General features: G+C 70.9%; 27 protein-coding genes. 15 read left to right on the top strand and 12 right to left on the bottom strand.

Annotated elements, in window-relative coordinates; genetic code table 11:
• Positions 1-8 precede the first annotated feature (8 nt).
• Positions 9-878 carry a sugar phosphate isomerase/epimerase family protein gene (locus C6C15_RS15160; RefSeq protein WP_105950513.1) on the bottom strand — a complete coding sequence of 290 codons (870 nt, stop codon included), beginning with the start codon at positions 876-878 and terminating at the stop codon, positions 9-11.
• A gap of 188 nt (positions 879-1,066) precedes the next feature.
• Between C6C15_RS15160 and C6C15_RS15165 the strand changes: the two genes are divergently transcribed.
• Positions 1,067-2,068 (top strand): LacI family DNA-binding transcriptional regulator, encoded by a 1,002-nt coding sequence (locus C6C15_RS15165; RefSeq protein WP_105950514.1) that lies wholly within the window; start codon positions 1,067-1,069, stop codon positions 2,066-2,068.
• Between the two features lie 95 nt (positions 2,069-2,163).
• On the opposite strand, the gene C6C15_RS15170 is transcribed toward C6C15_RS15165, so the two are convergent.
• Genes C6C15_RS15170 through C6C15_RS15180 form a run of 3 tightly spaced genes read right to left on the bottom strand, consistent with a single transcriptional unit; the run spans position 2,164 to position 4,859 of the window.
• Positions 2,164-2,583 carry an RbsD/FucU family protein gene (locus C6C15_RS15170; RefSeq protein ID WP_025105374.1) on the bottom strand — a complete coding sequence of 140 codons (420 nt, stop codon included), beginning with the start codon at positions 2,581-2,583 and terminating at the stop codon, positions 2,164-2,166.
• A 25-nt stretch (positions 2,584-2,608) separates the two neighbouring features.
• Positions 2,609-3,577 carry an aldo/keto reductase gene (locus tag C6C15_RS15175; protein WP_105950515.1) on the bottom strand — a complete coding sequence of 323 codons (969 nt, stop codon included), beginning with the start codon at positions 3,575-3,577 and terminating at the stop codon, positions 2,609-2,611.
• Entirely contained in the window at positions 3,564-4,859 is a 1,296-nt protein-coding gene (locus C6C15_RS15180) for an L-fuconate dehydratase (RefSeq protein ID WP_101848828.1), read from the bottom strand. The genes C6C15_RS15175 and C6C15_RS15180 overlap by 14 nt, the downstream gene beginning before the upstream one ends.
• 123 nt (positions 4,860-4,982) lie before the next feature.
• On the opposite strand from C6C15_RS15180, the gene C6C15_RS15185 reads away from it, so the two are divergent.
• Both C6C15_RS15185 and C6C15_RS15190 read left to right on the top strand, forming a co-directional pair.
• A complete protein-coding gene (locus C6C15_RS15185; RefSeq protein ID WP_105950516.1) occupies positions 4,983-5,843 on the top strand; it encodes a fumarylacetoacetate hydrolase family protein in 861 nt (286 codons plus the stop codon).
• On the top strand, positions 5,825-6,616 hold the full coding sequence (locus C6C15_RS15190; protein WP_060922360.1) for an SDR family NAD(P)-dependent oxidoreductase: 792 nt from the start codon (positions 5,825-5,827) through the stop codon (positions 6,614-6,616). Before C6C15_RS15185 ends, C6C15_RS15190 begins: the two co-directional genes overlap by 19 nt.
• A gap of 510 nt (positions 6,617-7,126) precedes the next feature.
• Here C6C15_RS15190 and C6C15_RS15195 read toward each other — a convergent pair.
• Positions 7,127-8,026, bottom strand: coding sequence for an amidohydrolase family protein (locus C6C15_RS15195; protein WP_105950517.1), 900 nt, complete (start codon positions 8,024-8,026; stop codon positions 7,127-7,129).
• 47 nt (positions 8,027-8,073) lie between these two features.
• On the opposite strand from C6C15_RS15195, the gene C6C15_RS15200 reads away from it, so the two are divergent.
• Positions 8,074-8,751, top strand: coding sequence for a FadR/GntR family transcriptional regulator (locus tag C6C15_RS15200; protein WP_025105368.1), 678 nt, complete (start codon positions 8,074-8,076; stop codon positions 8,749-8,751).
• 4 nt (positions 8,752-8,755) lie between these two features.
• Here C6C15_RS15200 and C6C15_RS15205 read toward each other — a convergent pair whose 3' ends face one another.
• The gene (locus C6C15_RS15205) at positions 8,756-9,418 is read right to left on the bottom strand and encodes a transaldolase family protein (protein ID WP_105950518.1); all 663 of its coding nucleotides are present in this window, start codon (positions 9,416-9,418) and stop codon (positions 8,756-8,758) included.
• A 118-nt stretch (positions 9,419-9,536) separates the two neighbouring features.
• On the opposite strand from C6C15_RS15205, the gene C6C15_RS15210 reads away from it, so the two are divergent.
• The 5 genes from C6C15_RS15210 (at position 9,537) to C6C15_RS15230 (ending at position 13,400) form a co-directional block, all read left to right on the top strand.
• On the top strand, positions 9,537-10,499 hold the full coding sequence (locus tag C6C15_RS15210; RefSeq protein ID WP_105950519.1) for a ribokinase: 963 nt from the start codon (positions 9,537-9,539) through the stop codon (positions 10,497-10,499).
• Positions 10,500-10,513: 14 nt separating this feature from the next.
• Positions 10,514-10,918: a D-ribose pyranase gene (gene rbsD / locus C6C15_RS15215; RefSeq protein ID WP_105950520.1), complete on the top strand. Its 405-nt coding sequence runs from the start codon at positions 10,514-10,516 to the stop codon at positions 10,916-10,918.
• Positions 10,918-11,730, top strand: a complete 813-nt coding sequence (locus C6C15_RS15220) for a GntR family transcriptional regulator (RefSeq protein WP_105950521.1) — start codon at positions 10,918-10,920, stop codon at positions 11,728-11,730. The genes rbsD and C6C15_RS15220 overlap by 1 nt, the downstream gene beginning before the upstream one ends.
• Before the next feature lie 74 nt (positions 11,731-11,804).
• Positions 11,805-12,863, top strand: coding sequence for a PLP-dependent cysteine synthase family protein (locus tag C6C15_RS15225; protein WP_102209423.1), 1,059 nt, complete (start codon positions 11,805-11,807; stop codon positions 12,861-12,863).
• 21 nt (positions 12,864-12,884) lie between these two features.
• A complete protein-coding gene (locus tag C6C15_RS15230; protein ID WP_062637081.1) occupies positions 12,885-13,400 on the top strand; it encodes a glycine cleavage system protein R in 516 nt (171 codons plus the stop codon).
• 104 nt (positions 13,401-13,504) lie between these two features.
• Here C6C15_RS15230 and C6C15_RS15235 read toward each other — a convergent pair whose 3' ends face one another.
• On the bottom strand, positions 13,505-14,182 hold the full coding sequence (locus C6C15_RS15235; RefSeq protein ID WP_060922368.1) for a FadR/GntR family transcriptional regulator: 678 nt from the start codon (positions 14,180-14,182) through the stop codon (positions 13,505-13,507).
• 164 nt (positions 14,183-14,346) lie between these two features.
• On the opposite strand from C6C15_RS15235, the gene C6C15_RS15240 reads away from it, so the two are divergent.
• The 4 genes from C6C15_RS15240 (at position 14,347) to C6C15_RS15255 (ending at position 18,825) form a co-directional block, all read left to right on the top strand.
• Positions 14,347-15,582 carry an aminotransferase class V-fold PLP-dependent enzyme gene (locus C6C15_RS15240; RefSeq protein ID WP_105950522.1) on the top strand — a complete coding sequence of 412 codons (1,236 nt, stop codon included), beginning with the start codon at positions 14,347-14,349 and terminating at the stop codon, positions 15,580-15,582.
• A gap of 61 nt (positions 15,583-15,643) precedes the next feature.
• On the top strand, positions 15,644-16,957 hold the full coding sequence (locus C6C15_RS15245; protein WP_105950523.1) for an ABC transporter substrate-binding protein: 1,314 nt from the start codon (positions 15,644-15,646) through the stop codon (positions 16,955-16,957).
• Between the two features lie 3 nt (positions 16,958-16,960).
• Positions 16,961-17,908, top strand: a complete 948-nt coding sequence (locus C6C15_RS15250) for a carbohydrate ABC transporter permease (RefSeq protein ID WP_025105358.1) — start codon at positions 16,961-16,963, stop codon at positions 17,906-17,908.
• Positions 17,905-18,825: a carbohydrate ABC transporter permease gene (locus tag C6C15_RS15255; protein ID WP_199787660.1), complete on the top strand. Its 921-nt coding sequence runs from the start codon at positions 17,905-17,907 to the stop codon at positions 18,823-18,825. Before C6C15_RS15250 ends, C6C15_RS15255 begins: the two co-directional genes overlap by 4 nt.
• Before the next feature lie 66 nt (positions 18,826-18,891).
• Here the strand turns inward: C6C15_RS15255 and C6C15_RS15260 are convergent, their stop codons facing one another.
• The 3 genes from C6C15_RS15260 to yczR are packed head-to-tail and all read right to left on the bottom strand — an operon-like array spanning position 18,892 to position 21,958.
• Entirely contained in the window at positions 18,892-19,905 is a 1,014-nt protein-coding gene (locus C6C15_RS15260; RefSeq protein WP_105950524.1) for an aldo/keto reductase family protein, read from the bottom strand.
• Positions 19,906-19,957: 52 nt separating this feature from the next.
• Positions 19,958-20,455: a hypothetical protein gene (locus C6C15_RS15265; RefSeq protein ID WP_105950525.1), complete on the bottom strand. Its 498-nt coding sequence runs from the start codon at positions 20,453-20,455 to the stop codon at positions 19,958-19,960.
• Between the two features lie 9 nt (positions 20,456-20,464).
• Positions 20,465-21,958, bottom strand: coding sequence for an aminotransferase-like domain-containing protein (gene yczR, locus C6C15_RS15270; protein WP_105950526.1), 1,494 nt, complete (start codon positions 21,956-21,958; stop codon positions 20,465-20,467).
• A 19-nt stretch (positions 21,959-21,977) separates the two neighbouring features.
• Here yczR and C6C15_RS15275 point away from each other — a divergent pair, with 19 nt between their 5' ends.
• Positions 21,978-22,307: a hypothetical protein gene (locus tag C6C15_RS15275; protein ID WP_105950527.1), complete on the top strand. Its 330-nt coding sequence runs from the start codon at positions 21,978-21,980 to the stop codon at positions 22,305-22,307.
• Here C6C15_RS15275 and C6C15_RS15280 read toward each other — a convergent pair.
• On the bottom strand, positions 22,295-23,785 hold the full coding sequence (locus C6C15_RS15280) for a DUF4407 domain-containing protein (protein WP_105950528.1): 1,491 nt from the start codon (positions 23,783-23,785) through the stop codon (positions 22,295-22,297). The genes C6C15_RS15275 and C6C15_RS15280 overlap by 13 nt on opposite strands.
• 122 nt (positions 23,786-23,907) lie before the next feature.
• Entirely contained in the window at positions 23,908-25,197 is a 1,290-nt protein-coding gene (gene rlmN / locus C6C15_RS15285) for a 23S rRNA (adenine(2503)-C(2))-methyltransferase RlmN (RefSeq protein ID WP_231919663.1), read from the bottom strand.
• 132 nt (positions 25,198-25,329) lie between these two features.
• Between rlmN and C6C15_RS15290 the strand changes: the two genes are divergently transcribed.
• Positions 25,330-25,968 (top strand): bifunctional 4-hydroxy-2-oxoglutarate aldolase/2-dehydro-3-deoxy-phosphogluconate aldolase, encoded by a 639-nt coding sequence (locus C6C15_RS15290; protein ID WP_060923635.1) that lies wholly within the window; start codon positions 25,330-25,332, stop codon positions 25,966-25,968.
• Positions 25,969-25,974 lie beyond the last annotated feature (6 nt).

A 25,974-nucleotide genomic window follows, 5' to 3' on the forward strand; every position in this document is an offset into this window, starting at 1 on the left:
GCCCGGCGTCAGTGGAGGCGGATCGAATCGACGGCGACGAGCTTGTCGCGGATGTAGGCGTTCGCGTGCGCACCCAGCTCGTCGTTGTCGGTCCAGAGGTTGCGCCAGATGCCGAGCATGCGGCTGAGGTCGGGCGCGACCACGGCCGAGGAGAACGACTCGAACACGATGGGGCCGTCGTAGCCGATGCGCCCGAGCGCCTTGAAGAACGTGTCGAAGTCGACCGTCCCGGTGCCGAGATAGCCGCGGTGGCTCTCGCCGATGTGCACGTACCGCAGGGCGGGAGCCGCATCGAGCACCGGCGCGAACATATCCGACTCCTCGATGTTCATGTGGTACGTGTCCAGGTGGATGCCGAGGTTCGGGCGGTCGACCTCGCCGAGGTACGCCAGCGCCTGGCGTGCGGTGTTCAGCACGTTGGTCTCGTAGCGGTTCACGACCTCGAGCGAGACGGAGACTCCCCGCTCGGCGGCGTGGTCGGCGACCCGCGCGATGGTGCGACGACTCGATGCCAGACCCTCCGGCGTCACCGGATCCATGTACTTCTTCATGGCGCTGTAGATCACCCCGCAGAAGTGCGTACCGCCGAGCTCGGCGAGCACGTCGACCGCGCGGAGCAGGAGCGCCTCGCCCGCGGCGACCACGGCGGGGTCGCCGCTGGTGATGTCGGTCTCGTCGGAGAGCCCGAGCGAGGCGCTGACCGCGAGTCCGTGCTCCGCGAGGGCGGCCTGGGCGGCGGCGACGTCGAACGAGAACGGGTCCATGAGCGGGAACTCGATGAGGTCGAAGCCCGCCTGCTTCGTCTTCTCGACCGCGAGCCGGATGCCGTCCGCGTCGAAGGTCCCCGTCCAGACGAGTCCGTGGCAGCCGATGTTCATGAGCGCTCCTCCGGCGGGTGTCCGGCACCGTCGCCGCACGGACTTGGCACGTTACAAGTCCGGTGTTCGAGTCACGCTACGTCGCCCTCCGCGGAAGTGTCAAGAACTTTCTTGGCACGTTACAACTGGTCCGCTAGCCTGGGCCTCATCCGGCCGCGCGCCTGCGGCCCCACCGCCGAAGGAGGCCCATGCCCGCGAGCGTGAAGGATGTCGCGGCTCTCGCGGGGGTCTCGGCGTCGACCGTGTCGAACTACCTGAACCACCCGCACGTCCTCGGCGCCGCCAGCCGGGAGCGCGTGCGCGCCGCGATCGCCGAGCTCGGCTTCGTGCCGAACGAGTCGGCCCGCCAGCTCCGCGCGGGATCGAGCAAAGCCCTCGCCCTCATCCTCCTCGACGCCTGGCTGCCGTACTTCAACGATCTCTCCCGCGGCGTCGACGACGTCGCTCGGGAGGGCGGCTGGTCGCTCTTCTTCAGCGACAGCGCCCGCGACGTCGCCCGCGAGGAGCAGAACATCGACATGTTCGAGGCCCACCGGGTGCAGGGCATCGTCATCTACCCGCGCGGCGATGTCGTGCCACGGCTGGAACAGCTCGCGACTCGCGGGATCCGCTCGGTGGTCGTCGGCCCCATCCGGGATTCGCCCTCCGTCGCCGCGGTCACCTTCGACGACCGCGGCGGCGGACGGCTGGCCGGGGAGCACCTGCTCTCCCTCGGCCGTCGCCGCATCCTGTTCCTCGGAGCCCCGACGGTGAGCCAGTCGAACGATCGTCTCGCCGGGCTGCGCGACGCGGTGGCGGGGACCGACGCCCGCGTCTCCGTCCTCGACGTCGAACACCTCACGACCGAAGACGGCCTCCGGGCCGGGGCGCACCTGACGGACCTCCCGGCGGAAGAGCGACCAGACGCGGTCTTCGCCGCGAACGACGGGGTGGCCCTCGGTGTGCTCACGCAGCTGCTCCGCCACGGCATCCGCGTGCCGGAGGAGATCGCGCTCGTCGGGTTCGACGACATCGCCGCCGCGCACCAGGGCGTGGTGCCGCTGACGAGCGTCCGGCAGCCCGGCTACGAGATCGGCCGCGCCGCCGGGGCCGCGCTGCTGCAGCTCCTCGCCGATCCGACCGCCGCGCCTCCGGCGCCCACGCCGTTCCCCGCCGAGCTCATCGTGCGGGAGTCGACCGTGGGGCGGTGAACCCCGCGTTCACAACTCAGGAGAAGCGCGCCGCTCGGCGTCGAAACGGCCCGTCCGGCTGTTTCCCCGACGTTTCTCCTGAGTTGTGAACGACGTCAGGCCGAGGGGTGGCCGACCACGCCCTTCCGGAGCAGTGCGTTGCCGTACTTGCGCGTCTCTCCCGTGCGCACCATGAGGTAGGCCTCCTTCGCGACCTCGTAGTACGCGAAGCGCTCGACGAAACGCGTGGTGTCGAGCTCCGTGCCGGCGGCGGCCATCAGTTCGCGCTGCACGTCCAGCACCTCGCCGTCGGCCGAGGTCATCAGGTCGATCCCGGGCGCGTCGTCGAGCGGCAGTACGCTGCGGATGGCCGCGACGACCTCGGGTGTCGTGGTGCCGGGAAGATCGACCACGCGCGCCCCGAGGCCCCAGGCCGGGAAGTGCGCGTCGGCGACGACCACGGCGTCGGAGTGCCCCATCCGGTCGAGATGCAGCAGCAGCTCCCCGGTCAGCAGCGGGTGGATTCCTTCGAGCACGGCGGCTCCTCTCGGTGGACGGACGTCAGGAGGCGGGAATGAGGCCCTCGGCCGCGAGGTTCTCCCACAGCGCGGAGGGGATCTGCAGCGAAGCGTACTCGGCGTTCTGCCGGAGCTGCGCCGGGCGACTGCCGCCGACCACCACGGAGCGCACCACGTCGGCCTGGAGCGGGAACCGGATCGCGGCGGCCGGCAGGGGCACGTCGTGATCGGCGCACACCGCGGCGATGCGCACGAGGCGGTCCCACAGCTCGTCGGGGAGCTGTCCGTACTCGTACCGGCCGTCCCGACGCGGCTCGTTCGCCGCGAGGAGTCCGGAGTTGAACACCGACGCCGCGACGATCCCGGTTCCGGTGTCGCGGCACGCGGGCAGCACGTCGACGGCGGCGGGCTGCTCCAGCAGCGTGTACCGACCGGCCACCATCACGAGGTCGAGGTCTGCGGAGCGCACCGACGCCGCCAGAGCCTCCGAGACCATCGAGCCGATGCCGATCGCGGTCACCTCGCCGTCCGCGCGCAGCTGCTCCAGGGCGGGAAGGGCCTCGGCGAGCGCGAGGTCGAGGTCGTGCCGCTCCGGGTCGTGCAGATACAGGAGGTCGATGCGCTCGACGCCCAGCCGCTCGCGGGACTCGTCCAGGCTCGTCCGGATGCCGTCCGCTGAGAAGTCCCACACGCGCTGGAGGTCGTCCGGCACGTGGAAGTCGTTCGCGGTGTCGAGGCCGCCGGCGTGGTCGGGGTTCGGGCGCAGCAGCCGGCCGACCTTGGTCGAGAGCACGTACTCGTCCCGCGACTTCGTCTGCAGGAAGGCTCCGAGTCGACGCTCGGACAGCCCGAGGCCGTAGTGCGGAGCGGTGTCGTAGAAGCGGATGCCGCTCTCCCACGCCGCGTCCAGCACCGCCCATGCGTCGTCGTCGGACAGCTCACGGAAGAGGTTGCCGACGTTCGCGGCACCGTAGCCGAGGGTCGGGACGGTCAGGCGCTCAGGCGTGGACATGCGCACCCGTCCAGGTGTACTCCGCGATGCTGTCGGCCTTCATCTCCATGCCCGTCCCCGGCGCGGTCGGGGCCATGTAGGAGCCGCCCTGGATGTCGGTCGGCACGACGAAGTGCTCGTGCAGGTGGTCGACGAACTCGATCAGTCGGCCCTCGCGGGTGCCGGAGACGGCCACGAAGTCGAACATCGACAGGTGCTGCACGGCCTCGCACAGCCCCACGCCGCCGGCGTGCGGGCACACCGGCACGTCGAACTTCGCCGCGAGCAGCAGGTTGGCGATGTTCTCATTGACCCCCGCGACGCGGACGGCGTCGATCTGCATGACCGAGATCGCGTCGGCCTGCAGGAGTTGCTTGAAGATCATCCGGTTCTGCGCGTGCTCACCGGTGGCGACACGGATGGGCGCGACGCCGCGGGCGATCTCGGCGTGGCCGAGGATGTCGTCGGGGCTCGTGGGCTCCTCGATCCAGGCGGGGTGGAACTCGGCGAGCGCGTTCACCCACTCGATCGCCTCGGACACCTCCCAGCGCTGGTTCGCGTCGATCGCGATGGGGAAGTCCGGGCCGCACACCTCGCGCGCCTTGCGGAAGCGGCGGATATCGTCGTCGAGATCGGCACCGACCTTGAGCTTGATCTGCGTGAAGCCGTCGGCCATGGCCTCGCGGGCGAGGCGCTCGAGCTTCTCGTCGGAGTAGCCGAGCCAGCCGGGGCTGGTCGTGTAGCCGGGGTATCCCGTGGCGAGGAGCTGCTGCTCGCGCTCGGCCCGGCCGGGCTCCGCCGCGCGCAGGATCTCCAGCGCCTCCTCGCGGGTGAGGGCGTTGGTGAGGTAGCGGAAGTCGACGAGGTCGACGAGCTCCTCCGGGGTCATCCGGGCGAGCAGCTGCCAGAGCGGCAGGCCCGCGCGCTTGGCCTTGATGTCCCACAGCGCGTTGACGACCGCGCCGATGGCCATGTGCATGACGCCCTTCTCCGGGCCCAGCCAGCGGAGCTGCGAGTCGCCGATGATCTCGCGGAACGTGCCGCCCATGTCGTCGAGCAGCGGCTCGATCTCACGCCCGACGAGGTGCCCGGCGAGCGCGTCGATGGCGGCGACCTGCACGTCGTTGCCGCGGCCGATCGTGAAGACGAAGGCGTGCCCCTCGATGCCGTCGCCGGCGTCCGTGCGGACGATGACGTACGCGGCGGAGTAGTCGGGGTCCGGGTTCATCGCGTCGGAGCCGTCCAGGCTCAGCGACGTGGGGAAGCGGATGTCGGTGGTGTCGAGGGCGACGATACGGCTCACGGGGTTCCTCTCCATGCGCGGGTCATTCTTCCGCGCGGATCTCTTGGAGTGTAAACATCCGATGTCTATACTGTCAACGAGACCGGCCGCTGAGCAGCGGCCTCCCGAACGATCAGGAGAATCATGAAGTTCGCGCGGCTCGGCACCCCGGGGGCGGAGATCCCCGTCCTCCTGGAGGGTGACCGCTACCTCGACCTCCGCCCGGTGACATCCGATGTCAACGGCGACTTCCTTGCGGGAGACTTCGTCGCCCGCGTCGCCGCCGCCCGCGACGCCGGGGAGCTCTCCGAGCTGCCGGACGCCGCGACGATGCGCATCGGCGCCCCGATCGCCCGCCCGAGCGCGGTGATCTGCATCGGGATGAACTACGCCGCCCACGCCGCGGAGTCGGGGTCGGAGCCGCCTACCATCCCCATCATCTTCCTCAAGACGCCCAACACGGTGGTCGGCCCGAACGACACCGTGACGATCCCGCGCGGGAGCGAGAAGACGGACTGGGAGGTCGAGCTCGGCATCGTCATCGGCACCCGCACCGCGTACCTCGACTCCCCGGACGAGTCGATGGCGCACGTCGCCGGCTTCGTCGCCGCGAACGACGTGTCGGAGCGCGACTTCCAGATGGCGGTCTCCGGTGGGCAGTGGTCGAAGGGCAAGATCGCCTTCGGCTTCAACCCCACGGGTCCGTGGCTGGTCACGCCCGACGAGGTCGACCACCAGGCGCTCGGCCTCCGCAGCTTCGTGAACGGCGAGCCGCGGCAGGACTCGAACACCAGCGACATGATCTTCACGGTCGAGCAGATCGTGCACCACCTGTCGCAGTACGTGACGCTCGAGCCCGGTGACCTGATCCTCACGGGCACGCCGCAGGGCGTGGCCCTGTCCGGCAAGTACCCCTACCTGGCGGCGGGCGACGTGGTCGAGATCGAGATCGACGGCCTCGGCCGCCAGCGCCAGGACTTCATCGCATGGGAGGCAGAGAAGTGACCCTTCGACAGGCTCAGGGACCCGACGCCGGCACGGAAGGCCTCGTGGCCATCGTCACCGGTGGCGCCTCCGGCATCGGCGCGGCGATCGCCGACCGTCTGCACGCGGACGGCATCACCGTCGCGGTCCTCGACCGCGACACCACACACGCCGACGAGCGCTTCGCGGCGTTCACCGCCGACGTCTCCGACCGCGCGAGCGTGGACGCCGCCGTCGCCGCTGTCGCCGAGCGCTTCGGCCGCATCGACATCGTCGTCAACAACGCCGGCATCGGCGCGCAGGGCGACATCGCCGCGAACGACGACGACGAGTGGGCGCGCGTCCTCTCCATCAACGTCACCGGCATCGCACGGGTGACATCGGCGGCACTGCCCTGGCTGCGGAAGTCCCCGGCCGCCGCGGTGTGCAACACGGCCTCGATCGCCTCGACCACCGGGCTCCCGCAGCGGGCGCTGTACTCCGCGTCGAAGGGCGCCGTGTCGGCTCTGACCCGCGCGATGGCCGCCGACCACCTGCGCGAGGGCATCCGCGTCAACGCGGTCAACCCCGGCACCGCAGACACGCCGTGGGTCGGACGACTGCTCGACTCCGCGGCCGACCCCGCCGCCGAGCGGGCCGCGTTGGAGGCACGACAGCCCCACGGACGCCTGGTGAGCCCCGACGAGGTCGCCGCCGCGGTGGCTTACCTCGTGAGTCCCGCCGCGGGCTCCACCACGGGCACCTTCATCGAGGTCGACGGGGGGATGGCGCAGCTCCGCCTCCGCCCCGAGTGACCCGATCTTCCCGACGGCCCGGTGTCTCCCCGCGAGACCCCGGGCCGTCCCCGTCCCCACCCGCCGTTCCGCCCCTGCCGGGATCAATCCCGCTCCCCCATCCCGCCCCGCAGGCCCCTTTCTCATCCCGCACGCCGCATCGCCGCGCAGGCGGGATCAGAATCGCTCCTGAAGCCCGCCCCGCACGCCCGTTTCTGATCCCGCACGCCGCACGCTTTCTGCACGCCGTGCGCTCCCCGCCCGCCCCACCGTTCGGGATCAATTCCGCTCCCCCACCCCGCCCCACAGGCCCCTTTCTCATCCCGCACGCCGCCTCGCCGCGCGGGCGGGATCAGAATCGCTCCTCGATGCGGCTGCCGCGGACCGTTTCTCATCCCGCGCGCCAGAAGGGCGCACCGCCGGGACGACCGTGAGCGGCACGGCACCCATGCGGCCCGGATCAGAATCGGGCCTGGACGGGGCTCCGGAGGTGGCATATTGCACCCGCTCCGCTTAGGGGCGGGGGTGGGGTTAGAGGGAGTAGACGGAGGCGGCGGTGGCGTGGAAGAGGGCGTCGGGATCGATGCCGCGGGAGGAGGCCCACGTCGCCACGGCGTCGGCCCAGCGGCTGCGGGCGGACGGCTGATACACCGGTGCACCGTCGGCGGGAGCGTGCGTGCCGTCGTGCTCCGCGGGACCGACCGCCGACACGGGCCAGTCGCTCCCCCACATCAGGCGCTCGGGACCGAAGACGTCGGCCGCGGTGTCGAGGAAGGGTTCGAGCTGCGCGAGGCTCCAGTCCCCTCCGGCCTCCGCGGGCAGTCCGGACACCTTGCAGAACACCCCGGGGTGTCGCGCCAGCTCGGCGAGGTCGCGCTCCCACTCCACCGAGGGCGTGCGCGGAGCAGAAGCCGTCCCGACCTCCGGCTTCCCCAGGTGGTCGAGCACGATCCGCAGCTCGGGGATCGCACCCGACAGTCGTGCGAGGTCCGGGAGCTGCGCGGCACGCACGCATGCGTCGAAGGTCCACCCGTGCGCCGCGACCTCCCGGGCTCCGGTGATGAAGGCCGACGAGAGCATCACGCCGTCCGGCTCCCCCTGCAGGAGATGACGCACCCCGACGACCAGGGGCTCCGCGGTGAGACTCTCCAGGTGCACCGTGGTGTCGGTGCCGCGATCGAGCCGAGCGCCGGCGACGATGCCGACCACCCCGAGCCGCTCCGCCTGCCCGGCCACCCACCGCACCTCCGCGAGGAAGTCGTCCTCGATGGTCTCGGCCTGCACGAACACGGCCCGCTCGTCCGTGGCCCGCTCGACCCGCGCACGCTCGAACTCGTCGGCGCCGAAGCGCCCCGCGAGCGGCCCTTCGAGCCACGTGTACCCGAGGGCTTCCGGGTCCCACAGGTGCAGGTGCGAGTCGAGGATGCGCATGTCCCCATCCTGCCGCAGACATCGGATGTTGTGCGAGGATGAGCGCCATGGCAGTCACGGACGAGGCGATCGAGAAGATCAAGGCGATGATCGTGTCGGGCGAACTGGCCCCCGGCGATCGCCTGCCCCCGGAGAAGGAGCTGTCCGAGCGCCTCGGCCTGTCCCGCAACTCCATGCGCGAGGCGGTCAAGGCGCTGGAGGTCATCCGCGTGCTCGACGTGCGGCGCGGCGACGGCACCTACGTCACGAGCCTGGAGCCGCACCTGCTGCTGGAGGCGATCGCCTTCGTCGTGGACATGCACGACGACGACTCGATGCTGGAGATGTTCGCCGTCCGCCGGATGCTCGAATCGCAGGCCACCGGTCTCGCGGCGACCCTCGGCACGGACGAGGCGATCGCCGCCCTGCAGGAGGAGGTGGAGGCCGTCGACGCGTCCGTCGGGATCGAGGAGCTCGTCGACCACGACATCCGCTTCCACCGCGAGATCGTGGGCATGGCGGGCAACGCCTACCTCGCGAGCCTCATCGAGCACCTGAGCAGCCAGACGGTCCGGGCGCGCGTGTGGCGGGGTCTCACGGAGGGCGGCGCCGTGGAGCGCACCCTGTCGGAGCACCGCGCCATCGCCGATGCCATCGCCCAGCGTGACTCGGCGCTGGCGACCTCCCTCGCCACGGCCCACATCGCGGGTGTCGAGCGGTGGCTGCGGCAGGCGGCGTCGGCCTGAGTCGTCAGGCCCCGAGGCGCTGCATCGCCGCGTCGAACTCCGCCGCCGAGCTGTCACTCACCTCGTGGAACAGCAGCTGGTCGAGCACGTCGGGCGCGGCGGTGAAGTAGGGCACCCCGGCTGCGCGCAGCCCCGTGATGTCGTCGGCGGAGCGCAGCGATGCGGCGAGGACGTTGGAGCCGCTGCCCGCGCACATCTCCTGCATCCGGGCGATGAGCGCGTCGCCGTCCATGCCCGCGTCGCGCATGCGCCCGAGGTAAGGCGCGATGTACTGGGCGCCGATCGAGGCGCACGCGAGCGCCTGCGCGACGGAGTACACCGCGGTGACGAGGACCGTGGCCCCGTCCCGGACGAGGGCCGAGGCCGCCGCGAACCCCGCTGCGGTCGCGGGCACCTTGACCGCCACCCGGTCGCCGAGCGCGCGGATGCCCTCCGCGTTCCGGAGGAAGGAGTCCGTGTCGCCACCCCACGTCTGGAAGAAGACCTCCCGTGCACCCTCGTCCACCCAGCGGGCATAGAGGTCGGGGATCTCCGCGGCCGTCCGCCCGCCGCGCTCGAGGATCGTGGGGTTCGTCGTGACGCCGTGCACCACCCCGGCGAAGAGCAGCCGCGAGACGCGGTCGGTGTCGGCGCTGTCGACGTACAGGCGGGGCGCGATCGCGGTCATCGGGGTCTCCTCGCGGGCAACCTGTCGTTACAGGTGGGGCTTCGGCTAATGTAATGACAGCTCCCGAACCTTGTCAAAGGCCGGGGGCCCCGCGCTGTCGAGGAGGATCAGGAGCGAGATGACACCCGCACACCCCGGCGACCGCTCCGGCGTCGTCATCGTCGGCAGCGTGACGGCCGACGTCACGACCTTCTCCCAGCGGCTCCCCGCCCGCGGCGAGACCATCCTCGGCGACGAATTCACGCTGATGCTCGGCGGCAAGGGCGCGAACCAGGCCGTCGCGGCCGGACGCTCCGGAGCCCGCACGAGCTTCGTCGGCTGCGTCGGCGACGACCTGTTCCACGACCTCGTGGTGGACGGGCTCACGGCGGCCGGCGTCGACCTCGCACACCTGCGCACCGTGCCGGGCCCGACCGGCATCGCGCACATCCGTGTCGACGCCTCCGCGCAGAACGACATCGTCATGGTGCCGCTCGCCAACGCCGCCCTCAGCACGGCGCAGATCGACGAGGCCCTCGCGGCTCTCGCCCCGACGACCTCCGTCCTGCTCACCCAACTCGAGACCCCGTCCGCGCTGACCGCGCACATCACCGCGCGCGGTCGCGAGCACGGGATGACCGTGATCCTCGACCCGGCACCGGCGGCGGAGCTGGCACCGGAGATCTGGCGCAGCATCGACATCGTCACCCCGAACGAGACCGAGGCGTCGCTCATCAGCGGCATCGAGGTGACCGACGCCGCCTCCGCCGAACGCGCCGGGCACTGGTTCCTGGAGCAGGGCGTGGGCGCCGCGGTCATCACCCTGGCCGGGCAGGGGTCGTGCGTCGTCACCGCCGAGGGGGCCACCGTCGTCCCGCCTTTCCCCGTGGAGGCCGTCGACACCACCGCCGCGGGCGACGCCTACGCCGGCTACCTCGGTGCCGCGCTCGCGAGCGGAGCGGCCCTCACCGATGCGGTGCGGCTGGCGACCGCCGCGGGCGCCCTCACCGTCACGAAGCAGGGGGCCTCGCCGAGCCTCCCCTACCGCGCCGACGTCGAGGCCTTCCTCGCCGCGCGCACCGCGGCCCCCGTCGCGAACTGAACCAGGAGCACACGATGCGCAAGACCTCGACCACGATCAACCCGGCGCTCTCCCGCGTCATCAGCGAGACCGGGCACACCGATCTGATCGTCGTGACCGACGCCGGGCTGCCCATCCCGCCGGGCTCCGAGCGCATCGACCTCGCCTACCGTCCCGGCGCCCCCGCCTTCCTCGACGTGCTCGACACGGTGCTCGCGGAGCTCGTGGTCGAGGGGGCGACGGTGTCGGCCGAGATCGCCGAGAAGAGCCCGGAGGTGCTCGACGCCCTGCGCGAGCGCTTCGCCGACGCAGGTTTCGAGATCGAGCTCGTCCCGCACGTCGAGTTCAAGGAGCGCACGCACGCCGCCCGCGCCTTCGTGCGCTCGGGGGAGTTCACCCCCTACGCGAACGTGATCCTGCACGCGGGGGTGGCGTACTGATGTCTCTCATCGAGGATGCGATCGACCGCCACAGCGCGGCGCCGATGTACGACCAGCTCCGGCAGCTCATCATCGACGGCATCTCCCGCGACGGTCTGCAGCCGGGCGATCCGCTTCCCGGCGAGCACCGGCTGTGCGAGCGCTACGGCATCTCCCGCACGGTCGTGCGCCAGGCGCTCGCCCAGCTCGAGCACGAGGGACTCGTCGAGCGCGTGAAGGGCAAGGGCACGTTCGTCTCCCGCCCGCGCACGAGCGAGAGTCTCGTGCACACGCTGGTCGGGCTGTACGACGACGTCGAGCGGCGCGGCGGCCACGTGCACAGCGACGTCCTCCGACACGAGCAGACCGTCGCCGACGAGGAGGTCGCCCTCGCCCTGGAGGTGCCGGTGGGATCGCCGGTGATCGTGCTGGAGCGGCTGCGGCACGTGGACGGCGAGCCCTGGTCGCTCTCGACCACGTGGATGCCGGAGGCGGTGGGGGCGGTGACGCTCGGCGCCGACCTCACCGAGGCGTCGCTGTACCGGCTCCTCGCCGACCACGGCATCATCGCCACGCACGGCGTCCGCTCCGCCGAGGCGACGGTCGCCACGCACGAGCAGGCCCAGCACCTCGGCGTGAGCGCCGGCTCCGCCCTCCTCCGCCTGCGCAGCATCAGCCGCAGCGAGGACGGGCTGCCCATCGAGTACTTCATCGCGTATCACCGCGGCGACCGCTCGCGCTTCGAGTTCCAGCTCCAGCAGGAGCAGTCCCAGGCTTCGCTGATGCACGTGGACGGGTCGGGCGGCGCCTCCCCCGCGGGCACGGTGGGCTGAGCCGCCTCGCCCGGGCGGGGGCGGCTGTTCTCCCATGCCGGAATGACGGTGCCGGCCCCGGTACGCTCGAGGGCATGAGCGACTGGACCAGCACCGCGATCGCCCTGCTGGAAGCCGATGCCAACCGCAGCGCCGACACGCACCTGCACCTGTTCCCGCTGCCGCCGGAGTGGGGCATCGACCTCTACCTCAAGGACGAGTCGGTGCACCCGACCGGCTCCCTCAAGCACCGCCTCGCGCGCTCCCTCCTCCTCTACGGACTCGTCAACGGGCGCATCCGCGAGGACACGACCCTCGTGGAGTCGTCGAGCGGGTCGACCGCGGTGTCGGAGGCCTACTTCGCCCGGATGCTGGGGCTGAAGTTCATCACGGTCGTGCCGCGGTCGACGGTGCAGGAGAAGATCGACCTCATCGAGTTCTACGGCGGCACCTGCCATTTCGTGGATCGCGCGGAGGACATGTCACCCGAGGCGCAGCGCCTGGCGGCGGACTGCACCGGGCACTACCTCGACCAGTTCACCTACGCGGAGCGTGCGACCGACTGGCGCGGCAACAACAACATCGCCGACAGCGTGTTCGGCCAGCTCGCCCAGGAGCGGCATCCGATCCCCCGCTGGATCGTCACGGGCGCCGGGACCGGGGGCACCAGCGCCACGTTCGGCCGCTACGTGAAGTACCGCCGCCATGACACCCGGATCGCCGTCGTCGATCCCGAGGGCTCCGCCTTCTACGACGGCTGGGCAGGCACGGTCGACCCGCCTGCCGGACGGCCGAGCCGCATCGAGGGCATCGGGCGGCCGCGGGTGGAGGCCTCCTTCGTGCCGTCCGTGATCGACGAGATGATCCAGGTGCCCGACGCGGGCTCCATCGCCGCGATCCGCCTCCTCCGCGAGCGCACCCTGCACTGGGCGGGCGGCTCCACCGGCACGAACCTCTACGGCGCGTTCCAGCTCATCGCTCGGATGCGTGCCGCGGGCGAGACCGGCAGCGTCGTGACCCTGATCTGCGACAGCGGTGTGCGGTACGCCGGCACGTACTACTCGGACGAGTGGGTCGCGCAGCAGGGGTGGGACCTCGCGCCGCACCGTGCACGATTGGAGCGGTTCCTGGAGACCGGGGTCTGGGCGGACTGATCCTCGGGTTACGCTGACCCCATGACCACACTCATCCTCACTGTCGCGGGTGCCGATCGTCCGGGCCTCGTGGCCGCCGTCGCCGATGTCGTCGACGCCCACGGCGGCAACTGGGAGAACAGCTCCCTCGCCGAGCTCGCCGGCACGTTCGCCGGTGTCATCGAGGTGTCCGTGCCGACGGAGCGCACCGGGGAGCTCGAGACCGCGCTGCGAGGGATCCAGGGCCAGGGTCTCCTCACGCTCTCGGTGCTCACCGGCACGCCAGGGCCGTCCGAGGACGAGGAGCAGCTGCTCGTGATGCAGGTGCTCGGCAACGACCGCCCCGGCATCGTGCGCGAGGTCTCGGCGGTGCTGAACGCGCACGCCCTGAGCATCGAGGAGCTCACGACCGAGACCCGCGAGGCTGCGATGGCCGGCGGAAGGCTCTTCGAGGCGTCGGTGATCGCGAAGGTCCCGCCGACGGTCGACCTCGACGCCCTGCGTGCCGACCTTGAGCGCCTCGCGTCCGAGATCCAGGTCGACATCAACCTCGGCTGACCCCGTTCGCCGACCCACCCCCTTCGGTGCCGCCCACCCCCTTCCGGACGTCCGAATAGGGCCGGGGCGCACGAAAGAGGGTGGCTCGGCCGGGAAACCAGGAGTCAGAGGCCGGAGTACCGCCGCACCCAGTACTCGGTGTAGGCGACGTGGGCGGACGCGGCGGCCGAGGCGGCCACCGGATCCGCGGCGGCGAGGCCGCGCAGGATCGCGCGGTGGCCGGCGTCGGAGTGGATCTTGAGCTCCGCGGCATCCTCCGGGTCGGAGATCCGGTAGGCACGCGAGCGGGAGCGCAGCACGTCGATCAGGCTGGTCAGGGCCTCGTTGCCCGCGACCGACGAGATGGCCATGTGGAACTCGTGGTCGAGGCGGGACTGCGCCTCGAAGTCCGTCGTCGACTCGATCTCGGTGAGCACCTCGTCGAGCGCGGCCACCGTGTCGTCGTCGATCCGGGCCGCGGCGAGCGCCGCCGCATGGGGCTCGAGCACCCGTCGAAGCTCGGTCAGCTCCAGCACTCCGGCCATCGGCAGCAGTCCGACCGTGAGGGACAGGCTGCCGATGAGGTCGGCGGCGCGGAGCTCGCTGACGTAGCTGCCGGAACCGTGCCGCGTCTCCAGCACGCCCAGTGCGGCGAGCGTGCGGATGGCTTCGCGGAGCGATCCCCGCGAGACCCCGAGTCGTTCGCACAGCTCCCCCTCGCTCGGCAGCCGGTCGCCGGGGCGCAGAGCGCCGTCGGCGATGAGGGCCCGCAGCCCGTGCAGCGCCGTGTCGAGTGCGCTCATCGTCATCCTCTCTGCCACCCCCACCCCTCGTGAAGTCTGTCGGACGCCCCGGGCGTCGCAAACTCGTATGACAACTATGTTTCATCTTCGCGGTTTCGTAGCCAAAACCGAAGGCGTGTGGCAAAGTTGTGCAACAACTCGCCCCCACTCACCGATGAGGTCCGATGCCCGCTCCGCAGTTCCCCGCTCCGCTCACGCTGAACTCCGGCCTGCGGGCGCGCGATGCCTGGCCGCTCGACCCGACCGTGATCCACCTCAACCACGGGTCCTTCGGGGCTGTGCCGTCGGTGGTGGTCGCCCACCAGGACGCCCTGCGCCGCCGCGCCGACCTGAGCCCCGTGGAGTGGTTCCCTCGGATCGCGGAGCGCGTGCAGGAGGCGAGGCAGCGGACGGCTCCGTTCGTCGGCGCCCGCGCGGAGGACAGCGTGTTCGTGCCCAACGCCTCCGCCGCGGCCACCGTCGTCTACAACGGCCTCCAGCTCGACAGCGGCGACGAGATCCTCGTCACCGACCAGGGCTACGGCGCCATCACCATGGGCGCCGAGCGCCTCGCCCGACGCTTCGGCGCCTCCGTCCGCACGGTCGCCCTGCCCCTGCTCGCCGACGACGACGAGATCGTGCAGCTCTTCGCCGACGCCCTCACCCCGCGCACGCGGCTGCTCGTCGTCGACCAGATCACCTCGCCCACGGCCCGCCTGCTGCCCACCCGCCGCATCGCCGACCTCGCGGCCGAGCGCGGCGTGCGCACCCTCGTCGACGGCGCCCACGCCCCCGGCCTCATCCCGGACGCGGCGGCCGTCGCTGGCGGCGACTGGTGGTTCGGGAATCTGCACAAGTGGCCCTGCGCCCCGCGCGGCTCCGCCCTCCTCGTCACCACCGCCCCCGACCGCGACGAGCTCTGGCCGCTGATCGACTCCTGGGCCGCGCGCGAGCCGTATCCCGAGCGCTTCGATACCCAGGGCACGATCGACGCGACGACCTACCTCGCCACCCCCACCGCGATCGAGTTCATCGAGGCGGAGTTCGGATGGGCGGCCGCCCGCGACGCCATGGCCGCACGGGCAGACGCCGGTGCCGAGCTCATCGCCGAAGCCCTGCGTCCCTTCAGCGACGAGGACCCGCTGACCCCTCTTCCCTCGCCGGTGCCGTCCATGCGGCTCATCCGGCTGCCGCTCGGCCTCGGCGCCACCCGAGAGGAAGCCGACGCGCTGCGCATGGACCTCCTCGACGAGGTCGGCGTGGAGACCGCGTTCACCAGCTTCCGCGGCGTCGGCTACTTCCGCCTGTCCGCGCACCTGTACACGGAGGCCTCCGACATCGAGGCGTTCGTCGAGCGCTGCGTCCCCGCGATCCTGCGCCGCGCCGGCATCCGCCCCGCGGACGCCCTCATCCTCCCCTGACCCGCTTCACCTTCCGCACGACCCACCCGAACACCCACCCACCCCCACCGAGAGGCACATCGTGAAGAACAAGATCTTGACGACCGCAGCCGGAGTCGGCACCGTCGCCGTCCTCGCACTCACCGGCTGCTCCGGAGGCTCCGGCTCGTCCGGCGGCGACGGCAGCGTCACCCTCCAGATGGTCGAGAGCCTGACGAACCCGGCGCGCACCGAGCTGCTCCGCGGACTGCTCGACGAGTTCGAGAAGGACAACCCCGACATCACCGTCAACCTCGTCTCCCCGCCCACCGAGCAGGCCGACCAGAAGATCCAGCAGATGCTGCAGTCCGGCAAGGGCGTCGACGTGCTCGAGGTGCGCGACATCACCGTCGGACCGTTCGCGAACAACGGCTGGCTCTACGACCTCGGTCCGGATCTGAAGAAGTGGGACGGCTGGGACGCCCTGACCGAGAACGCGCAGTCGGCCTCGGTCGCGGAGGACGGCAAGAGCTATTTCGTCCCCTACGGCTTCTACGGCCTGTCGCTGTTCTACCGCAGCGACCTCGTCGAGCAGGCCGGCTTCGACGGCCCGCCGCACAGCTGGAAGGACCTGCTGGAGCAGGCGTCGGCGATCCAGGACCCGTCGAACAACATCTACGGGTACGCGTTCCGTGGCGGTCAGAACGCGAACAGCAACGTCGTCGCCGCGATCGAGGCCTACACGATCGACGGTCTCGACACGGAAGACGCGTTCCTCATGGAGGACGGTTCGACGATCTTCGCCGCCCCCGAGGCGCAGGAGGCCGTCGACGACTACTTCGACCTGTTCAAGGAGGCCTCGCCGCCGTCCGCCGTCTCGTGGGGCTACCCCGAGATGGTCGCCGGGTTCACCAACGGCACCACGGCCTTCCTCCTGCAGGACCCCGAGGTCATCGCGACGGTGCAGGACTCCTCGCTGACCGAGGACCAGTGGGACACCGCGCCGCTGCTCGTCGGCCCGTCCGGCAAGGCCGCACAGCCCCTCGCCGTCGCCGGCTGGGGTGTCGCGGAGAACAGCGAGCACAAGGAGGCGGCGGTGAAGCTCGTCGAGTTCCTGTCGTCCGCCGAGCCCGCCACCGAGTTCGCGCAGGCGAACAGCCTCGTCCCGATCATCGCGGCCGCCGCGGACGACGAGTTCTACTCCACCGGCCCCTGGACCAGCTACGTCACCATGACCGAGGACCCGGAGACCTACGTCAACGTGCGTCAGCCGCGCGGTGTGAGCTGGTGGACCGAGTGGATCCAGAAGTCCGACCAGGACGTGCAGAGCGTGCTGCTCGGCAACATGTCCACCAAGGACCTCCTCGCCTCGTGGGACGCGTTCTGGACCGAGAAGTACGCCGCGGAGAAGGGTTGATCCGTGGCCCGCACCATCCGTGAAGGGGGCTCCGTCGGCACCGCCGGCGGGGCCTCCCCGGCATCGCGTCGTCGCCCCTTCCGGGGCCGCACCGCACTCACGCTGCTGGCGTTCCTCGCGCCGGCGATCGTCTTCGTCTGCTGGTTCACCTACTGGCCGATGCTGCAGGGCGCCCGCATGGCCTTCCACGACTGGAACCTGTGGGATCTCACGTCGACGCCGTTCGTGGGCTTCGACAACTTCCTCGCCGTCTTCCGCGACCCGGCGTTCCCGACCGTGGCCTGGAACTCCGTGCTCTGGGTGGTCGGCTCGCTCGTGCCGCAGCTCGTGATCGGGTTCCTCATCGCGCTCGCCCTGCGCAAGCGGTTCCGCTTCCGCGGTCTCTACCAGGCGCTGGTCTTCTTCCCGTGGGCAGTGTCCGGCTTCCTCATCGGCATGCTGTTCCGCTGGATGTTCAACGCCGAGTTCGGCGTCGTCAACGACCTGCTCATGAAGGCCGGCCTGATCGACGCGCCGCTGCCGTGGCTGGCCGACCCGAAACTCGCGATGTTCGCCGTGATCGTCGCGAACATCTGGTACGGCGTGACCTTCTTCGCGATCATGATCCTCGCGGCTCTCCAGTCGGTGCCGGACGAGATGCTGGAGGCGGCGAGCCTCGACGGCGCCGGCAAGGTGCGGCAGCTGTTCTCGATCATCATCCCGTACATCTCGATGACGCTGCTGCTGACGATCCTGCTGCGCGTGATCTGGATCTTCAACTTCCCCGACATCATCTACGCGATGACGAACGGCGGCCCCGCCAACCAGACCCACATCATCACGACGTGGATGATCAACTACACGCAGCAGGGCAACTACGGCATCGCGAGCGCCATCGGGCTCATCGTCGTGGCGTTCCTCATGGTGTTCTGCGCGTTCTACCTGATGGCGATGCGGAGAGTGCAGCGATGACCATCACCTCATCCATCCGGACCGGCTCCTCGGTCACGGAGACCCGTCGCATCACGGTGCCCGACCCGAAAGCCGCCCCGCGCCCCAAGCCCCGCGTCACGGTGGGCGGCGTGGTGCGTATCGTCGGCCTGGGGCTGTGGCTGCTCATCACGCTGTTCCCGCTGTACTGGATCACGCTCACCGCGTTCAAGTCGCCGGGGACCATCAACCGCTTCCCGATCGAGTACTGGCCGAGCGAGCCCTCGCTGGACAACTTCACGAGCCTGTTCGAGAAGAGCTCCTTCGGGACGTTCCTGGCGAACTCGGCCATCGTGGCGGTGTCGGCCGGCGCGGTGGCGACGCTCATCGCCCTGCTCAGCGCCTACGTGCTGGCGCGGTTCGAGTTCCGCGGCAAAGGCACGGTGCTCATCGCGTTCCTGCTGACGCAGATGATCCCGGCGTTCATCGCCCTCGGACCGCTGTACTCGATGATGACCGACCTCGGACTCGTCGACACCAAGCCGGGGCTCATCCTCGTCTACATCGCGATCTGCATCCCGTTCTCCACGGTGATGCTGCGGGGCTTCTTCGAGAACGTCCCCGATGCGCTGGAGGAGGCGGCGATGATCGACGGCTGCTCGCGGCTGGGCGCCCTGTTCCGGGTGCTCGTGCCGGTGATGACCCCCGGCATCATCGCCGCGTTCATCTTCAACTTCGTGAACTGCTGGAACGAGCTGTTCCTGTCGGTCGTGCTGATGAACACCGATGCGAACCGCACCGTGCCCTCGGCGCTCAACGGCTTCATCTCGACGTTCAACATCGACTGGGGCTCCATGAGCGCTGCGGCCGTGCTGACGATCCTCCCGACGATGGTGATGTTCGCGCTCGCCAGCCGCTGGATCGTCCAGGGCCTCACGGCGGGGGCCGTCAAGGAGTAACCCGCCCGAGTAGCGCAAATGGTCCCATTCCGCGACGGAATGGGACCATTTGCGCTATTCGAAGGCCTAGACGAGCCGGGACTTCGGCGACACCGAGTACGTGTGCTCGGCGTCGCGGTTGACCGCGTCGCCGAGGGCCTCGTCGATCGCGGTCATGGTGTCGGCGTCGAGCGTCACGCCGGAGGCCTTGACCGTGTCGGCGAGCTGCTCCGGACGGGAGGCGCCGACGAGGGCAGCCGCGACGTTCGGGTTCTGCAGCACCCACGCGATCGCGAGCTGCGGCATCGACAGCCCCGCCTGTTCCGCGATCGGCTTGAGGCGCTGCACCGCGGTGAGGATGTCGTCCTGCAGGAAGCTCTTGATGAAGCCCGCTCCCGAGTTCTGATCCGTCGCCCGAGACCCCTCCGGCACCGGCTGCCCCGGCACGTACTTGCCGCTCAACACGCCCTGCGCCATCGGCGACCAGACGATCTGCGAGATGCCGAGCTCCTCCGACGTCGGGACGACCTTGCCCTCGATGACCCGCCACAGCATCGAGTACTGCGGCTGGTTGGAGATGAGCTGGATGCCGAGCTGCTTGGCCAGGGCGTGCCCTTCGCGGAGCTGCTCCGCGGTCCACTCCGAGACCCCGATGTAGAGCGCCTTGCCCTGCCGGACGACGTCGGCGAAGGCCTGGAACGTCTCCTCCAGCGGGGTCTCGTAGTCGAAGCGGTGCGCCTGGTACAGATCGACGTAGTCGGTGCCGAGGCGCTGCAGCGAGCCGTTGATCGAATCCATGATGTGCTTCCGGCTCAGACCGGTGTCGTTCGGACCCTTCGGGCCGGTCGGGAAGTAGACCTTGGTGAAGATCTCGAGGCCCTCCCGACGCTGGCCCTCCAGAGCCTTGCCGAGCACGACCTCGGCGGCCGTGTTGGCGTACGTGTCCGCGGTGTCGAACGTGGTGATGCCGGCGTCCAGGGCGGCGTGCACGGTCTTGACCGCGGCGTCGTCCTCGACCTGCGAGGCGTGCGTGACCCAGTTGCCGTACGTGATCTCCGAGACCTTGAGACCGCTGTTGCCGAGATAGCGATAGTTGACCATGGACCAACGCTAGTCCCGCCGGCGGGCCGGCGGGCCGGATCGACCGTGATCGTCAGGCGGTGGCAGGCGCCGGTCCGCGGCGGCGGGACGTGAGCGCGGCCCCGACCAGCACCCCGACCGCGGCGAGCGCGCTGACGGCGTACAGGGGCAGGGCCCACGGGGAGGCATCGGCGCCGCTGATGTGGAAGGTGTCGGCGAGCCCCATGCCCGGCCCGAACGACGCGACGAAGTAGGCCGGCGCCCCGCCCATGAGCAGCGCGAGGAAGGTCATGCCGGCCACCACCGCCGGAGCCCGCGTGAGGAGGCACACGACCGCCGTCCCGATGGCCAGGCACACGCCCGCGGCAAGGATGCCGAGGACGGTCGGCGCCATGAGGCTCTCCCCGGCGTTCGACATCGCGGCCCGGACCTCGTCCAGCGAGAGGCTGCCCGGAGCCGCGGCGATCGGGTTGAGCACGAGGATCTGCACCGCGGCGAGGGCGGCGTACGCGGTGAAGGCGAGCACGCCCGCGACGCAGATCCAGAGGGTGGGGCGCGGCACCGGTGTCATGCGGTCACCCTAGGCAGGGCTGCTGAGAGTCTCCCGGTACTCACGCCAGGCGTCGCCCAAGCGGCGCACCCCCTCGGTGAGCACGTCGTCCGGCGCGGTGAACGGCAAGCGCACGTGGTCGTCCGGCGCGGCGGCCGAGACCGCGAAGGCCCCGGTGCCCGCGATCGAGACCCCGTGCGCCGCGGCGACGCGCGCGAGAGCCGATGCGGAGCCCCGAGGCAGCGCGGCCCACAGCGAGAGTCCACCCCGCGGGGTCTCAGAGGTCCAGTCGGGGAGGTGCGCGGCCATCAGCTCCTGCAGCAGGAGGAGCCGCTCCTGGTGCACGCGGCTGTTGGCGCGGCGGAGCTCCGTCGCGTGCGCGATGAGGTCGAGCGCGAGGAGCTGGCCGGGCACGCTCGTGGATTGATCGGCGAGCTGCCGGGCGCCGCGGAGCCGCCGGACCAGCACGGGATCGGCCCGCAGCCACCCGATCCGCAGCCCGGCCCAGGCCCACTTCGACACGGACTCGACGACGAGCACCGGGGCATCCGGCCGTTCCGAGGCGAGCGTGGGCGGCACGACCCCGTCGAACGAGATGCCGGCGACGACGCGGTCCTCGATCACGGGCACCCCGTACTGCGCGGCGAGTTCGGCCACGCGGTGCCGGGCCGCCGCGGGCAGTCGCGTCCCCGTGGGATTCTGGTGGTGCGGGTTGAGCGCGACGAGCACAGGACGCAGCCGGGCCATCGCCTGCTCCAGCGCGTCGACGTCGAGGCCGTCCGCGCCCATCGGCACGCCGTGGACCGTCCCGCCGCGCAGCCCCACGGAGTCGGTCACGCCCGGCCAGGTGATCTCCTCCGCGAGCACGACGTCACCCGGTTCCACGAGCGCGTTCACGACGAGGCTGATGGCCTGCTGCGCGCCGTGGGTCACGAGGATCTGCTCGGGCGTGGTCGGCGTCCCCTCGGCGCGGTACATGTCGGCGATGAGTTCGCGGAGCGCGGGGAGCCCCGCGGGGTCGGTCTCCGGGAGCAGGGCGAGGTCGAGCCGCGGCTGGTGGTCGCGGATGAGCTGCACACCGAGGTCCGGGATCTGCGGCACCGTGCGGAGCAGATCGATCGCGTTGGGGAGAGCGGAGAACAGGGCCTCGCCGCGGCCGGGACGGCGGTCCGCCGCGGGCGCCGTCCTCGCCCCCGACACCCTCGTCCCACTGCCCTGCCGGCGCTCGACGAGACCCTGCTCGGCGAGGGTCGCATAGGCGGACACGACCGTGCCCCGCGAGACCGCGACCGCCGCGGAGAGGGCGCGTTCGGCGGGCAGGCGGTCGACGGGGCGCAGCTCACCGCTGCCGATCAGGGCGGCGATCGCCGCGGCGAGTCGGGTGGAGAGGGTGCCGTCGCCGTGGGACCAGCGGCCGAGGCGTGCGGCGAGGGCGGTCGCGGAGACCTCCCCGGCCTGGACGAGGGGCCCGGAGGCCGATCCGTGGGCCACCGGCGTCGCATTGGCCCTGTCGAGGGTGTCCATGAGATCCGATTCTGGACCAATGACAGCTTCCACGACCAGCTTCGGTCTCGATCTCGGTCCAATTCAGCGGGATTGGACCATCGGCGAACTCCTCGCGTGGCTCGAGGACGATACCCGCACGCACGACCCGGCCCTCCGCGAACCGCTGGCCCGCATCGAGGCCGCCGTGACCGGCACCCCGTGGCCGACCGCGCCGTCCACGGTCGCCCCGTCCACGGTCGCCCTGATCCGTTCTCTCGCGCTGGCGTCCCGGTCCGGAGGCCTCTCCCGCGTTCGAATCGCTCACTTTGCTCCGAATCCGGCCGGAATGGAGCACAGTGCGCGACTCGAAACGAGTCAGGTGGCCTGAGCCCCCGCGCCGGAGACGGGAGTGGTGACGATGTCGGCGCGGTCGCGGAAGCCCTCCGCCGTCACCTTGTCCAGCGCGACCTGCTTGCGGATGGCCAGCGCCTTCTCATAGAGGCTCGGGTCGCCGTAGCTCGTGAGCACCTTCACCAGCACCGGCAGCAGCTCGATCATGAAGAACAGCGCCGCGATGAGGATGTGCGCCCAGAGGATCGCGGGCTCCTTCTCGCTCAGGCGATTGAGGCCGCTGATCTGGCTCAGCAGCCCCACCGCCCCGGCATTGCCCTGCGCCACGGAATCCGCGCGGGCGTTGTAGGCCGCGAGCGCCTGCTCGTACGTGTCGCGCGCGGCCGGGAGCTCGTCCTTCGCCTGCTGACGGTTCTGCGACTCCGAGGCCGTGGTGTTCTCCTTGGCGGCGCTTCCGGCAGCGGCGAGCTCCTCGTTCGCGGTGCGAAGCTGGGCCGCGAGCGCGTCGTAGGTCTGCTGGGCCTCGGCGAGCTGGGCCTGGGCGGCCTGAGAGCTCGCGCCCTCGCCGTTCACGCCGGTGCAGCCGGGGACGGTACCCGCGCCCTCGCCCGTGAGCTCGCACTGGTACAGCGTCCGCGCCTGGTCGATCACGGCCTGCTGCTCCGTGAGCTTCGCCGTCAGGTCATCGACCGTGGACTGGGCGGCGGACTCGGTCGCCGACGACGACTCGGTCCCGGCGACGATGCCCGTCGCCGCCTGGTTCTCCAGCGCCGCGACCCGCTCGGACGCCGCGTCCAGCGCCTTCTTCTCCGGGCCGGTCTCGAGCGCCTCCTGGTCGGCCTGCGCCTGGACGATGTTGGTCGCGGCGACCTCGCGGGAGATGTCGTTGTGGAAGATCTGCAGCACGAGCGGCTCCGCGACGACGAAACCGATGATCGCCGCCATGATGACGCGGGGGATCGCGAGGCCGATGAGCTTCCAGACGTTGCGGGTCGACGTCATGGTCGAGGTCAGGAAGCGGTCGAGGTTGAAGATGATCAGCGCCCACACGATCGCGAGCGGGATCGCCAACCAGACCGCCGCGCGCACGCCCGTCGTGAGGGCGAAGAGCATGGAGATCGCGCTGACCAGGGCGGTCCCGGCGAGCACGAAGAACATCTGCACGAAGCGCGGGGTCTCGCCGGGGACCCGGTCGAGGATCTCGCCCTCGGCCCCGCCGAGGATCGCGAGAGCACGGAGGCGCTCGGCGGCGGTGCGACGGCGACGCGGCTTCCGGACGTGCGGCGGACGCGCCTTCCGGTCGAGGACGGGCTCCGCGTCGGCCGGGGCATCCGGCGCCGTCACCGGCTCGGGCGTCGGGTCGTCGGACGCGACGTCGGACTGCGCGGACGTGTCGCCGGTCGGCTCGTACTCGCGCAGGAAGTCGAGGTCATCCGTCTCGGCGTTCGGGTCGCCGTCGAGGATGATCCGACCCTGCGAGTCGAAGCGACCCGGGCGGTGGGCGGAATAGGGCATCCCGACAATCTACGAAACTCCGCCTGTGCATACCGTGGAAGATCCCTTGGACAGGCCTTCGAGTCGCGCGAATGGCGGCATCCGGGCCGGATTTGGAGCCAGGTGAGCGATTCGAACCGGGGTCAGGCCATCGCCGCGGCGGCAGCTTCGTCCTCGGTCGTCGCGACGAGCTGCCCGCAGGCGCCGTCGATCTCCTTGCCGCGGGTGTCGCGGAGGGTCGTCGGGATGCCGGCGTCGTTCAGCCGTCGCACGAACTCGTCGGTGACGTCCTTCTCTGACGAGGTCCAGATCGAGCCCGGCGTCGGGTTCAGCGGGATCGGGTTCACGTGCACCCACCCGCGACCGCGCTGGTTGAGCTTGTCCGCCAGGAGATCGGCCCGCCAGGCGTGGTCGTTCATGTCCTTGATGAGGGCGTACTCGATGGACACGCGGCGCCCGGTCTTGGCGTAGTAGTCGTAGGCCGCGTCGAGCGCCTCGTCGACCTTCCACCGCGAGTTCACGGGGATGAGCTCGTCCCGCAGGTGGTCGTCAGGGGCGTGCAGCGACAGGGCGAACGTGACGGGGATGTTCTCGTCGGCGAGCTTGCGGATCGCGGGCACGAGTCCCACGGTCGACACGGTGATGCCGCGGGCGCTCATGCCGAGACCGTCGGGCTGCGGGGCGACCATGGTGCGCACCGCGTCCATGACGCGCTTGTAGTTGGCGAGCGGCTCCCCCATGCCCATGAAGACGATGTTGGAGACGCGCTCCATGCTGTGGTCGTCGCGCTTCTTGCCGCCCAGCTCGCCGTTCGCGATGGCCCGGTTGGCCCTGACGATCTGCTCGATAATCTCGGCGGTGGACATGTTGCGGGTCAGCCCCGCCTGGCCCGTGGCACAGAACGGGCAGTTCATGCCGCAGCCGGCCTGGCTCGACACGCACAGCGTGATGCGGCCGGGGTAGCGCATGAGGACCGACTCGACGAGCGCGCCGTCGTGCAGACGCCAGAGGAACTTGATGGTGTCGCCGCGGTCGGTCTCCAGCCGCCGCACCTCGGTCATGAGGGGCGGGAGCATGCCGGCGACCAGCTCCTCACGGATGCCGGCGGGGAGGTCCGTCATCTCCGCGGGGTCGGACGTGTAGTGGCGGAAGTAATGCGTGGCGAGCTGCTTGGCGCGGAACCCGGGGAGTCCGAGCTCCTTCACCTTCTCGATGCGCTCGGCCGGGGTGAGGTCGGCGAGGTGGACCGGCGGCTTGCCGCGCTTCGGGCTCGCGAACTGCAGCAGCGGGCGCCCCTCGGCGTCCTTCTTCTGGGTCCAGCCCTCGGTCGCGGGGCGCACCTGCGGGGCACGGGTCTCGCGGATCGCCCCCGAACGGGACGACGCGGGCGCTGTCGCGGAGCGCGTCTCGGGTGTGCGGGGGTTCTCGGCCATCCCTCCAGGGTACCGGGATGCGGGTGGGAGGCGCCTGGGCACGATCCCTGTCGCGGAGCGGGGCCGAGGATACTTGTAATTACAAGTTGCCGTGCGGAAGAATGGGCGCATCCCCCTCGATCAAGGAGCAGCATGTCCGACCGTCTCGCCCGCGCCCGCACCACCGGCATCCTCGCCGTCCTCCGCGCCCCGTCGCCGGAGCTGGCTCTGGAGGCCTCGGAGGCGATCATCCGCGGCGGCGTCTCGGGTATCGAGGTGACCTTCTCGACCCCCGACGCGCCGGCCGTGATCCGCGAGCTCATCGCCCGCCATGGGGACGCCGCGTACATCGGCGCCGGCACCGTCACGACGGCGGAGCAGGCGACCCAGGCCGCCGACGCGGGTGCCGCCTTCCTTGTCAGCCCGGGAACCCTCCCCGACCTCACGCGCGCCATGCTCGACACCGGCCGCGTGGTGATGACCGGTGCGATGACGCCGACCGAGGTCATGGGGGCCCTCGAACTGGGCGTCGACGTCGTGAAGATCTTCCCCGCCTCCCTCGGCGGCCCGTCCTACCTCGGGGCCCTGCGCGGACCGTTCCCCGACGCCCCGCTGATGCCCACGGGCGGCGTGAAGCCCGACAACCTCGCCGACTGGTTCGCGGCCGGCGCGGTCGCCGTGGGGGCCGGTGGCGACCTCGCGAACGGCGCCGCGATCGCGAACGCGGACTGGGCGGACATCGAGCAGCGGGCCTCGCGGTTCGCGGCCGCCCTCGCTGCCACGCGAGGCTGAACCGCC

Origin of the sequence: Microbacterium sp. str. 'China' (assembly GCF_002993305.1) — a bacterium.
In the GTDB taxonomy this organism is placed as follows: Bacteria; Actinomycetota; Actinomycetes; order Actinomycetales; family Microbacteriaceae; genus Microbacterium; species Microbacterium paraoxydans.